Annotated in this window: 12 protein-coding genes; 9 read left to right on the forward strand and 3 right to left on the reverse strand. The window is 56.0% G+C overall.

Features of this window, described 5'->3' with window-relative positions:
- Window positions 1-2 precede the first annotated feature (2 nt).
- Together ACR0AJ_RS02575 and ACR0AJ_RS02580 are read right to left on the reverse strand one after the other, a co-directional pair.
- Window positions 3-1,088: an ABC transporter permease gene (locus ACR0AJ_RS02575; RefSeq protein ID WP_480646307.1), complete on the reverse strand. Its 1,086-nt coding sequence runs from the start codon at window positions 1,086-1,088 to the stop codon at window positions 3-5.
- On the reverse strand, window positions 1,085-2,644 hold the full coding sequence (locus tag ACR0AJ_RS02580) for an ABC transporter ATP-binding protein (RefSeq protein WP_480740011.1): 1,560 nt from the start codon (window positions 2,642-2,644) through the stop codon (window positions 1,085-1,087). The genes ACR0AJ_RS02575 and ACR0AJ_RS02580 overlap by 4 nt, the downstream gene beginning before the upstream one ends.
- Before the next feature lie 133 nt (window positions 2,645-2,777).
- On the opposite strand from ACR0AJ_RS02580, the gene gcvA reads away from it, so the two are divergent.
- The 7 genes from gcvA to ACR0AJ_RS02615 all read left to right on the forward strand — a co-directional run bounded on the left by gcvA (window position 2,778) and on the right by ACR0AJ_RS02615 (window position 10,255).
- On the forward strand, window positions 2,778-3,704 hold the full coding sequence (gene gcvA / locus ACR0AJ_RS02585; RefSeq protein WP_170348315.1) for a transcriptional regulator GcvA: 927 nt from the start codon (window positions 2,778-2,780) through the stop codon (window positions 3,702-3,704).
- Between the two features lie 97 nt (window positions 3,705-3,801).
- Window positions 3,802-4,485 (forward strand): DUF1989 domain-containing protein, encoded by a 684-nt coding sequence (locus tag ACR0AJ_RS02590; protein ID WP_170348314.1) that lies wholly within the window; start codon window positions 3,802-3,804, stop codon window positions 4,483-4,485.
- Complete coding sequence (locus ACR0AJ_RS02595) at window positions 4,475-5,986, forward strand: amidohydrolase family protein (RefSeq protein WP_480740013.1); 1,512 nt, start codon at window positions 4,475-4,477, stop codon at window positions 5,984-5,986. Before ACR0AJ_RS02590 ends, ACR0AJ_RS02595 begins: the two co-directional genes overlap by 11 nt.
- Before the next feature lie 15 nt (window positions 5,987-6,001).
- Window positions 6,002-6,889: a polysaccharide deacetylase family protein gene (locus tag ACR0AJ_RS02600; RefSeq protein ID WP_170348312.1), complete on the forward strand. Its 888-nt coding sequence runs from the start codon at window positions 6,002-6,004 to the stop codon at window positions 6,887-6,889.
- The gene (locus tag ACR0AJ_RS02605; protein ID WP_480740014.1) at window positions 6,886-8,157 is read left to right on the forward strand and encodes an amidase family protein; all 1,272 of its coding nucleotides are present in this window, start codon (window positions 6,886-6,888) and stop codon (window positions 8,155-8,157) included. The genes ACR0AJ_RS02600 and ACR0AJ_RS02605 overlap by 4 nt, the downstream gene beginning before the upstream one ends.
- Before the next feature lie 95 nt (window positions 8,158-8,252).
- A complete protein-coding gene (locus tag ACR0AJ_RS02610) occupies window positions 8,253-8,912 on the forward strand; it encodes an FMN-dependent NADH-azoreductase (RefSeq protein WP_170348310.1) in 660 nt (219 codons plus the stop codon).
- Window positions 8,913-9,520: 608 nt separating this feature from the next.
- Window positions 9,521-10,255 (forward strand): extensin-like domain-containing protein, encoded by a 735-nt coding sequence (locus ACR0AJ_RS02615; RefSeq protein WP_226688602.1) that lies wholly within the window; start codon window positions 9,521-9,523, stop codon window positions 10,253-10,255.
- Between the two features lie 4 nt (window positions 10,256-10,259).
- On the opposite strand, the gene ACR0AJ_RS02620 is transcribed toward ACR0AJ_RS02615, so the two are convergent.
- Complete coding sequence (locus tag ACR0AJ_RS02620; protein WP_170348308.1) at window positions 10,260-10,631, reverse strand: OB-fold nucleic acid binding domain-containing protein; 372 nt, start codon at window positions 10,629-10,631, stop codon at window positions 10,260-10,262.
- A 127-nt stretch (window positions 10,632-10,758) separates the two neighbouring features.
- On the opposite strand from ACR0AJ_RS02620, the gene ACR0AJ_RS02625 reads away from it, so the two are divergent.
- Both ACR0AJ_RS02625 and ACR0AJ_RS02630 read left to right on the forward strand, forming a co-directional pair.
- Window positions 10,759-11,082 carry a 2Fe-2S iron-sulfur cluster-binding protein gene (locus ACR0AJ_RS02625; protein ID WP_170348307.1) on the forward strand — a complete coding sequence of 108 codons (324 nt, stop codon included), beginning with the start codon at window positions 10,759-10,761 and terminating at the stop codon, window positions 11,080-11,082.
- Window positions 11,082-11,870, forward strand: a complete 789-nt coding sequence (locus ACR0AJ_RS02630) for an FG-GAP repeat domain-containing protein (protein WP_480740016.1) — start codon at window positions 11,082-11,084, stop codon at window positions 11,868-11,870. Before ACR0AJ_RS02625 ends, ACR0AJ_RS02630 begins: the two co-directional genes overlap by 1 nt.
- Window positions 11,871-11,940 lie beyond the last annotated feature (70 nt).

An 11,940-nucleotide genomic window follows, 5' to 3' on the forward strand; every position in this document is an offset into this window, starting at 1 on the left:
GCCTATGCCTCTTTCTTTTGGCGTTGTGTTTGGCGGCGCAGCCGCCGGTTTTTTGCCAGGGGTTTCAGAACGGATGTTAACCTGGTTCGCGGTGTCACGAGGGCGGCGGCGACCAGAACCACAACAAGCCCCTCGACCACTTCAATGACGGAACTGTCGACCCCGACGGCACGTTGCATCGTTCCCGCGCCAGCAGAAAGCCCGGCAAGGAACAGCGCGGTCAAAGGCGCGACAATTGGGTTAAGAGCCGCAAGGAAGGCGACGACAATTCCGTCATAGCCGTAGCCATCGCTAAACAGGTGGAACAGGCGGTACTTCAACCCAATCACCTCGATTGCGCCGGCCATGCCTGCAAGGCTGCCGCCAATCAACATGGCGCGTATGATGGTCTTTTTCTGGTCCACACCGGCATAGGCCGCAGCGCGGGCATTACGCCCCACAAGGTCCAGTTGGAAACCCGATGGCGTGAAGCGCAGCCAGAAATACAAGATGACCGTCATGGCCAGCCCGAATACAAAGCCCACATGGGTATCAGATCGCGGCATCAGAATAGGCAGGCGATAGGCTTCTGAGACTTCCTCCGAATAAGGATATGGCGCGCCTTCGGCCAATAGCGGCCCTGCCACGGCGTAGCTGACTATGTGGATTGCAATGAAGTTCATCAGCAGCGTGACAATGACCTCATTCGTACCCCGATAGGCTTTTAGATACGCGGGAATTGCCGCCCAGAACGCCCCGCCGGCGGCGGCGGCGACAAATATCAGCGGCACGCCAAATAGACCGGGCAGATCGGGGATGGCCAAAGCGAAGACGGCGCCGAACAACCCACCAATATAGATCTGCCCCTCGCCACCGATGTTGAACACACCGGCGCGCATCGGAATGATTACGGCCAGCCCCGCCAGAAGCATCGGTGAGGCTTTGACCAGCGTATTGGAGAAACCCCAGTAATTCAGGAAAGATTCCAGAAACAGAACCTTATAGGCCTCAAACGGGTTGTGCCCGTCGAGCAGGATCAGCACGCCGCCAACGCTCAGCGCTAACAGTAAGGCAATCGCAATCCGGCGTTGCATGGTAAATCTGTTCATTGTACCTCCTCCGGCGCTGCGGTCATCAAGAGCCCGATGTCTTGAAGAGTTGTGTTTTCTGGATCGACAACACCCTTGATCCGACCAAAGGCCATCACGGCGACACGGTCAGAGATGTCGAGCACATGTTCAAGTTCAGTGGAGATATAGAGAACCCCCACGCCGCTTTGGGCGACGGCGCGGATCTGGTTCTGAACAAATTCCGTTGCGCCGACATCAAGCCCTTTAGTCGGCTGCACGACGACCAAAAGATTGCGCGCCCGGGCCACTTCACGGGCCAGAACAATTTTTTGTTGATTGCCACCGGATAGAGCCGAAGCGTTCAATTTTGGGTCAGGGGGCCTAATGTCAAAGGCCGCGACCACGTTGCTTGCGATCTTGTGCATCGCACGCCGGGAAATCAGACCGCCAGACATGAACCTGTCTTCGCCAATGGATCGAAAGGCCAAGTTTTCTTCGACACTGAGCGAGAGGACCAAGCCTTCGGCATGGCGGTCCTCGGGAACGAAGCCTATGCCATCTGCAATGCGCGAAGCGATGGAGGCGCTTGATATCTCCGTGCCATTAAGGTGGATGGCGCCGCTAGTTTGCCTTTTGAGGCCGGTGATCACCTCGCTCAACTCCGTCTGACCATTGCCATCGATCCCAGCGATTCCAAGAATTTCGCCAGCCTTCACGGAGAGGGTCAGATCCTGCAGGATTTCCGCCCCGCCTGGATCGATCAGGCAGACATCAGAGACAACCAGAGCGTCCGGTGCTGAGCTGATGTCATTGCGCGCCTTTTTGGCCTTGAGCATCACGACCGTTTCGCCGGTCGGCTTGTCTCCCATCATAAGCGCTGACATCTGGGCCATGGGCGTGGTCGCAACCGGAAGAACTCCCTCGACACGCCCATGGCGCATTATCATGACGCGATCGGCAATTTCGCGGATTTCATCGAGCTTGTGGCTGATGAAAAAGACAAGGCAGCCGTTGGCGACCAACTTGCGCACTCCTTTGAGAAATGGCGCGACTTCGGTCGGGGCAAGAACGCTGGTGGGTTCATCCAGGATCAGGATCGATACATCGCGAAACAGCGCCTTAAGGATTTCCACCCTTTGCTTCATGCCCACAGGCATTTCCGTGACACGGATGTCGAAATCGACGTTAAAGTCAAAGTCGCTGCAAAGCTGCCGAATGCGCGCCCGCGCTTCGGCACCCCGCTTTGTGCTGGGCAAGCCGATCAGAATGTTCTCTTCGGCGTTCATCGCGCCGACCAGGCTGAAATGCTGGTGGATCATGCCGATCCCATGCTCAATAGCTTTTGCTGGGCTGGTCACCGAAACAGGTGTTCCGCCCAATTTGATTTCGCCGTTATCGGGCTGATACAGGCCGATCAAAACGCTTGCGAACGTGGTTTTACCTGCTCCGTTCTCACCCAAAATCGCAATGCACTCGCCCTTCGAGGCCAGCAGATTGACATTGTGCAATGCACGAACGGCGCCAAACGACTTGTCGATGCCAGTGACTTTCAAAAATGGATCCAAGACAACCTCCCAACTTTCACGCAAATTCAAGAGAGAATGCCCTATCTTCTCAAATTAGATGTTTTCACCTCACAGCTGAGAATTTCGCCCACATGTGAGCCGGCAATCGGGTTAGAGTGGAGCGACGAATTAGCATCGCATCAGGAGAGCAAAGCCGCGCGTCATGGCGAAGATACCGTCGTTGAAAAGTATTCAGGCCTTCGAAGCGGCCTGCCGGCATCTGAGTTTCAAGGATGCCGCCGATGAACTATGCGTCACTCCGACTGCCATTTCTCATCAGATCAAATCGCTGGAGGATCAACTTGGGGTGCCCCTGTTTCACCGGCTTACCCGCGCCTTGAAACTGACGGAGGATGGGGCCAACTACGCGCCCCACATCATTGAAGCCTTCAAGAACATTGAAGCCGCCTCTCTCGCGCTGGAGGAAGACGACCTTGCGGGCACATTGACAATCTCAACAACCGGGTCTTTTGCCGCCAATTGGCTTAGCCCGCGGCTGCGAGGCTTTTACGAGAAATACCCGGATATCTCGGTAAGGGTTCTGTCTAGTGATCAACTGGTGGATTTCAAATCCAGCGATGTGGATGTGGCTATTCGGTATGGCTTTGGCGATTATCCTGACAGCAATGTGGCTTGGGTCTTGAATGACTGGGTGGCCCCTGTCTGTAGCGTGGAAAAGGCGAAGTCACTGGGTTCCCCCGAAGATCTTCTGAAGTCTCGTCTGATCGAATACCAATGGAGCGGGTTTTCTGATGCGGATCCGAGTTGGGAGCGATGGATGGACGCGGCTGGCTTGCAAACTAGTGACGTCGAGCCCTATGTCACCTATTCCGAGGAACACATCTGCTTGCTGACGGCAAGCGATGGTCATGGTGTGGCCTTGGTCAGCCTTTTGGCCGCCGCGCGTTTTCTGGAACGCAATATGCTGGTCGCCCCCTTTGACGCGGCATTGAAGAACAAGAGCTATTTTCTCGTCTGCCCGGAAACTTACGCCAATCGTGCACGCGTTCGTGTGTTCCGGGAATGGCTATTGGACCAAGCAGATGAGTTTCGCGACAGCGTCGTCGGTCAAAGGTTTTTTGAAGAATAGCGCGTCTGCAACGATCTAATCCGTCGCTTGAATTTTTGTCATTTCTAAATTGCCGAGAAGCATGCGTTTCTGAACCCCTAATCAGGAGTTCTTGCGCATGCATAGTTTTGACCCTTCCCAACCCGATGGTTTCAATCAAACTCTGGACAGCACGGTCTCTGCCGACGGCGTCCCGGTCATTGCAGAACGGTATACAGTGCCAGCACGTCGCGGCGTCGCGGTGCGTTTGACAGCCGAACAAACTTTGACCATCACCAATCCGACCGGCTGGCAAGTCTGCGATTTCTGGGCGTTCAATGCGGCAGAGCTGCATGAATATTTGTCCATGCCGCATGTGCATACGGATCTTCTGTCTGTTTTCCCAAAGATCGGTGACAGGTTGGTCAGCAATCTGCGCAATCCTCTTCTGACGCTGACCCAAGACACATCGCCGGGTGTTCATGACACAACGATCGCCGCTTGCGATGCCAACCGGTACAAGCAAATGGGCGTCACCGATTACCACGACAATTGCGCCGACAACTTGAGGCAGGCCTTGCTTGCTATCGGGAAAAAAGCACCGCATGTGCCAGCTCCGTTCAATCTGTGGATGAACGTACCAGTTCACCCAGATGGCAGCCTTGCCTGGGCTGCGCCAGTGTCAAAGCCGGGGGACAGCATGACCTTCAAAGCTGAGATGCCAGTCTACGCCGTTATGTCGGCCTGCCCGCAAGATATCACTCCAGTCAACGGGGACGAAGGCAAGCCGAGCGCACTGGAATTTGTTGTTCATGACGGCTGATGGCGGCGACATATTTTCTGCCCGCTGGATCATCGAAGATGCCTTTCACAGTCACGACGACTTCGCGCTTTATGTTCTAGACGGCAGAATAGGTGGATTGGCGCCTCTGGCCGTATTGAAGTCACGTTATCCCAGCGCAAGGGTGCACTTGGACACAAACACGGCGATCCTGCCCGGGTTTGTGAATGCGCATCACCATTGCTATGGGGTGAACCTGATAAACCAAGGGATACGGGATGACCTGTTAGAGCCTTGGATTTTCGCCTCCGCTGGCGCAGCCGACGTTGCGCCGCGCCTCGCCACCGAATACGCGGCAATGCGCTTGCTGAAGAATGGGGTAACGGCTGTTGTGGATGCCTGCACCGCGGGTCAGACAGCGGCCATTGCCGAAGCGAAGATATGGGACAAAATCGCCGTATATAACGGGCTTGGCCTGTCTTGCGCCATCGCGCCGGGCGAGAGATGGCACAACCAGCTTGTGCATCCATATGGGCAAAGCCAGTCGTTTCTGACTACCTTGCCCGAGGTTCTGCGATGCAAACTGCAGCGCCAGCACGTTGCGCGCGCACGTATTGAACCGCAAAGTTTTGTGCGGCTTCTGTCCCGGATGCATGGCGAATACGCGGCTTCAGAATGCGCTGATGTGTGGTTTGGTCCCACGGCACCGCATTGGACGGGCCGAGAGACCCTGCGCAACATCGCCAGGAAGATTCGCGAAAGTGGCCAGCGCATTCACACCCATGCCGAGGAGTCTCGACTGCAACACCTGTCGGCTACAGCCTGGAGTTTTCAGGGTGCCATTGCAGAATTGGGCAAAGTTGGCCTGCTCACTGACGGCTTGTCTTTGGTGCATATGGTCTGGGCGGACGAAAAAGATCTGGCGCGAGTGGCCGAGGTGCGGGCGCATATCGTGTGTAATCCCAGCTCCAATTTGCGGCTGCGTTCCGGCATTGCACCCGCGCCATTGATGAAGCGGATGGGCATCAACCTCGCACTGGGGATGGATGGGACCAGCCTGGCAGGTGATGACGACATGTTCGCCGAAATGCGTCTGGCGCAAAGCCTTTATTGGTCAAGTGATCGGGCGAACCCTAGCCTGACCGCGAAGGATGTTTTCGACATGGCCACTATGGGTGGCGCGCGTTTGATGGGAATGGATCACAGCATCGGAAGCCTGTCCGTCGGCAAGCGCGCCGACTTTGTGATCCTGCGCCTGGACCGTCTTGAAGGTCCCTGGTTGGACCCCGGCATTGATCCGGTTGAGCTGTTGGTCAGCTCGGCAAAATCTACGGATATCCAGAGCGTCTTCACCGGCGGACAACTGGCCGTTTCGCACGGCGAGACCAAAAAGTGCGACGAAAAGAAAATTCTTCAAAACATCACCGACGGCATGCAGCGCGCCGCGGATCAAAGGCTGAGCGCTAGTGAATATGCCGCCGTCAAATCCGCATTGCAGCGCTGGTATGACGATTGGCTGACGAACAACGCCCAGCAATTGTGACAGAGGAGCAAGACCATGCAGAAGAAAATAATCTGGCCAAACGGCGCGCGATGCGCCTGTGCGATCACCTTTGATATCGATGCGGACAGCCTGATCCATATCGCAAGGCCGGTCGATGGGCATGATCGCCTCTATCCGATCTCCATGGGGCGCTACGGGCCGACGGTTGCCATCCCTCGGATTCTAGAAACCTACAAACGTCTCGGGCTGAAACAGTCCTTCTTCGCCCCCGGATGGGTCGTGGAGCAATATCCAGATGCAATGCAAGCCATCCTGAAAGATGGTCATGAAATCGGCCATCATGGCTATTTGCACGAAGACCCGACAAACCACAGCGCGTCTGAACAAGCCTATTGGTTCGAACGCGCGCTGGAGTCGCATAAGCGGGTTCTGGGCAATGTTCCAAAAGGCTATCGCGCACCGGTTTACAATGTGACGCAAGCCGTCATCGACCTGCTGAACAAGCATGAATTCGACTATGACAGTTCGCTGATGGCGGATGATGTGCCATACCTCATGCGATCAGGCGGCCGGACTTTGGTCGAACTTCCATCGCATTGGGGGACCGACGACTGGCCGCAATTCGCCCACTATGAGGAAATTGGTTACATGATGCCCGTCGCCGGGCCACGCGCCGGGCTGACCCCATTTTGGGAGGAATTCGAAGCCCAATACGAAGAAGGTGGCTTCTGGATTGGCATCTGGCATCCCTTCCTGACCGGGCGTTTGGCGCGGTGGCGGCAGGTGGAAGACTGGATGGATTCTGTCTTGAACAGGGGTGACGTCTGGTTCGCTACTCTCGGAGAGATCGCACAGCACGTGCGCATGCAATATGAGGCAGACCGGCAAAGCGTACGGGTTGAAGAACTGCCTTATTATCAGACTCCGGTTCTGACGGCATGAATATCCTTCAACGGACGCGCGACTTTCTGGATTCGCTCGACGCGCATCGCGAGATATTCCTTAGCGTTGCGCCAGATAGACTGTTGCAGGATGCCCGATCCGCCGCCGCGCGGCAGGCCGAAGGAAGGCTGCTTGGCCCGTTGGACGGCCAGTTTCTTGCGGTCAAGGCCAATATCGACGTGCAAACGTTCCGAAGCCATGCGGGATCCTTGGCCATCGATCCTCAACCAGCAGACAATGACGCCCCGATCGTCGCCAGGCTCCGTTCTGCGGGCGCGATCGTCTTAGGCCATGTGAACATGTCAGAGTTCGCCTTCTCGGGGCTCGGAGTTAATCCGCATTTCGGCACCCCTCTGAATGTGTTGGACAGCACAATGGTGCCTGGAGGGTCCTCGAGCGGATCGGCGTCAGCCGTTGCCATGGGCTTGGCCGACATCGCATTGGGCACAGATACCTCCGGCTCCGTGCGCATTCCGGCCGCCTGTCAGGGCCTGGTGGGGTTTCGCCCAACTATGGACCGCTATGAAAGCGCCGGGATTTTACCTCTGGCGCCTTCTATGGATACGCCAGGCTCACTCGCTTTAAACGTCAGTCAGATTTGCGCTGTGGATCGCGCTTTGTCGGATTGCAAAGAAACCGGGCACGCCCGCCGTCAAATTCTGTGCCTGAGGGAAGATGCCCTGGTGGGATTCACCCCGGAAATCAAGGCTATGTACGAACAGGCTCAGCAGCATTTGTCCGAGCATGGCATCGAATTGGAAAGAGTTGATATCCGAAGTTTCACTCATGTCACGGAGGTCTTCCAAACCTGCGGAACGCTGGTGAGTGCCGAAGCCTTTCGTCTTCTGCCAAGTTTGGTCGGAGACCAGCAGGCCAGACTGGACCCAAATGTGCAGGATCGGCTTGCTCAGGCGGCTTCAATACTTGGCAAAGATCTGCAGGCATTGCTCGAAATCCGGCGGGCCCTCATCCCGGACTTTGGCAGGGAACTGGCAGGGAAGATGCTGCTTTACCCGACATTGCCGTCGTACCCGCCGTCTGTTCAGGCCGTGACCCTCGATAAAGGGGTCTTTGCACGGGAAAACGCCCTTATCCTGTCGGTATCGATGAAAGCTGCTTTCCTCAATGCGCCAACAATTTCCATTCCATTTGGAGAACGGAGACCGGGGGTCAGCCTATCCTTGAGCGGCGGCGCAAACAGGGACGCGGATGTACTTGCGACGGCGTCTTATCTGGAGAAGATTTTTTCAGCGATTAGAGATGGCTGAGGTCATTTCACTCCATTCAGAATTCTCTTCATTTGTACCTGCGTGTCACTGGCTTCACCTTTGAATGGTCCATTGCAAACTGACTAGGTGACAAGATGACCACAATCCTGAGAATTGACGCCAGCGTGCGCCACACCGACAACCCTGTTGCGGCCTATAACTCCATTTCCCGCGCTTTGGCGGACAGTTTCGTGGAAGAGTGGAAAACGGTTGATCCCGACGTTGAAATTATTGTGCGTGACGTCGGAATGACCCCGCCAGATTTCATTTCCAACGATTGGATCGCGTCCGTCTTTACAGCAGAAGAGGAACGTACTCCTGAACAGAGCGCTTTGGTCAGTTTGTCTGACACGCTGATTGACGAGCTCGACCGCTCCGACATCCTGCTGATTTCGACGCCCATGTACAACTACGGCATGCCCGCAGCGCTGAAGGCTTGGTTTGATCAGATCATCCGGATCAACAAGACGTTTACGTTTGATTTGGCGCGCGGCGACTTCCCTCTGGAACCGATCATGTCCGGCAAAACCCTGGTGCTGCTGACATCGGCTGGCGAATTCGGCTTTGAGGACGGTGGGATTCGCAATGACTCGGGTCACCTTTCTGCGCATATCAGCACATTGCGCAAGTACCTGGGCGCAGAACGCATGTTCGAAGCTGCGGCCGAGTACCAGGAATTCGCTGATGAGCGTCACAAAGCTTCGGTCGCCTCAGCTCAGGCCCAAGCACGCCACATTGCGCGTGAGCTTGCCTGAACGTTAGCCAGTTTATGGAAAGGAGAACCTGTTGAAATGAACAGGTTCTACATTTCCAACTTGTCACAACTCAAGGTGTGTGAGGCAGGTGGTTGTGTCTTGCGCTTACTTGAGTGGCTCAAGTCGCTAAAGATACGAAACGACAGCGAATGTAGTAGTAAACCTTCATTTCGGATTGGCAGACAGTTTTAACCAATTTCTTGATTCAACATCCCCGCATTCGAACTCTTGGTTCTAAAGGGGACTTTGCTACGCTGCGTTCGAACGGCAGATTTGTCCGCATTGCAGACCTATCCCCCGCCCGCACCATCACATCCAGCTCCGCGAGATATCCTCAACATCTCTGCGTTCAAATTGGGCACCAAATGCGCACAGCATTTCGACATGCGCTGTGGCAACAAGGGAAAGCCAGCACAGAGCAATTTGTTCAAGCGATGAGAAATCCCTGCTATACTCTGGCTTTGAATAGGAAAAGGATTTTCAAAGCCTAGACTGGTCCACGCCTCGACACCTGCTTTGAGGCTGGTCAGGCGACCATCGGTCGGGCCGGAAAATGAACGAGTTGTTTTATGCGAGTTTTAACCCCTCTGTTTATTTTATGCGCAGGAATGGCGAGTGCCGCGCCAGATTGCGAGGAGCCTGCGCAGGCTCAACCGCATGAACTGGTGGCCTATGACCTGTCCGCTGAATTGGACGTCCTGTTGGAGGAAGACGCCGTCGCAGCCCCCGCCAAGCGCGAACTGACTGTATCACCCAGACCGCGACTGCGACCCTGCAAATTCCGTCAGATCGAGGTTGGCCGCGAACGGATGCGCGATCGCGGTGCGGTGTGTGGTGACTGGACCATTCTCGGCGAGAGCCGAAAACCCTTTAGAGGAAAGTACAGGGGATGCGGCATTGCCGATCCCGTGCGTATCCGCGTGGTGTCTGATGTCTTTCTCAGCCAATTGGCGCTGATGGATTGCGAAACCGCCATCACGCTCAAGACTTGGCTGGAGAACACGGCCAAACCGACCTTTGCGGATCAGGGTGGCGGTTTGAAAGGAATTCGTCTGGCCGGCCATTATGCGTGCAAGACACAGAACAATCAGCCGCGCGCGCGAATGTCGGAACACGCCCGCGGTCGCGCGATTGATATCTCATCTTTCGTACTCATGGATGGCACTGTGATCACGGTACGCGACGGGTGGACAGCTGAAGATACAAGCGACGCCATGCGTGAGCTTCATGCAGGTGCTTGCGGTCTGTTCGGCACAGTTCTGGGTCCGGACGCCGACCGCTATCACAAAGGGCATTTCCATTTTGACACAGCGCGCCGCCGCAGCGGATCTGTTTGTCGCTAGAGGCCTAACCCTCCCCCCGTACCAATACATCCAGCATTGATGAGATATCCTCGATCTCTTCCGCGATCACATGGGTCACCGAATGCGCCCGCTGCATCCGGCCCGTGACCCGCAACAGGCGCCCGGAAATCACCGCGCGGCGGAATTGTTCGTAGATTTTCCGCCAGACGACCACGTTCACGATACCGGTCTCATCCTCAAGCGTGACAAAGATCACCCCCTTGGCTGTCCCCGGTCTCTGCCGCAGAATCACCAGCCCGGCGACAGCCACGCGCGCGCCTTCGGGCGGGTCGTCCAGCCGGTTGGCTGGCAAACAGGTCGGCGGGCGCGGCCAGTTCCGGTTTGAAACCGCAGGATGAACAGGGGCAACAAGCATGAGAACAAAAATAGAACAAACTGCAGGAAAGTCCAGACACGGCGTGTTGAGTCGCAAATGGTACTGGAAAGACCTAAACGCCTTCACTAAGGAAGAATTCGAAAACCGAAAAAGGAAGACGCACGCAATGGCAAAGATCACCTATGTCGAGCATGGCGGTACCGAACATACAGTCGAGGTCGCCAACGGGCTGACAGTCATGGAAGGGGCCCGCGACAACAACATCCCCGGCATCGAGGCCGACTGCGGCGGCGCGTGCGCCTGCTCGACCTGCCACGTCTACATCCACCCCGACTGGGTCGAGAAAGTCCCAGGCAAGGATGACATGGAAGAAGACATGCTGGATTTTGCCTATGAGCCCGACCCGACCCGTTCGCGCCTGACCTGCCAGATCAAGGTCACGGATGAGTTGGACGGTCTGGTGGTACAGATGCCCGAAAAGCAGATCTGATGCTTTCCAAAGCGCCGCGTCTGCCCGCCTGTCTGTGGCAACATCGGGCACGCGGCGCGGTGCTGGCGTTGAGTATGTGGCTGGCGGAGATGGGACCAGCAGCTGCAGACACCATCACAAGCGCCCGCTTCACTGAGCCAACGACGCGCTATGCCCACGGCGTACTGGGCGACGACATCGAATATGGCGCGCTTGAACTCAAAGTTTCGAATACGTCAACTAAAACGCTCTTCATCCAGCCGGTATACAAACGCTCGGTTCTGACCATCAAGTTGCCGCTTGATCGCGTCTTTGAAGACCTCAGTCCCCGTCTAGTCGATATCAATCTAGATGGATCAAACGAAGTGATCGTCGTGGAGTCCAACGTCCATGCCGGTGCACAACTCGCAATCTATGATGCACGCGGAGAAAAGATCGCAGCCACGCCCCACATTGGGACCCGCTTTCGCTGGCTCGCTCCAATTGGCGCTGCAGATCTGGATGGTGACGGGCTAGTCGAGATTGCTTACATCGACCGCCCGCATCTAGCCAAAACCCTGCGCATTTGGCGATTTCAGAACAGCGCACTGACCGAGATCGCAACCCTACCCGGTCTGACCAATCACCAGATTGGAGAGGACTTCATCACCGGTGGCATTCGCAAATGCGAAGGAAACCGTGAAATTATTGTGGTCAACGCTGACTGGAGCAGCATTGTCAGCGTCAACTACGATGATGGCTGGAAAAAACGGGAACTGCTGCCCTTTACCCCATCCGCAATGAAAGGGGCACTGACCTGTCCAAAATAGAACCGACCGCAGCCCGCGCCAGCGGGCTGCCCGGCCCAAGGCCTTTGGCGGTGCATCTTTGATGCAGCGT

The organism is Ruegeria sp. CJ9 (assembly GCF_056536625.1).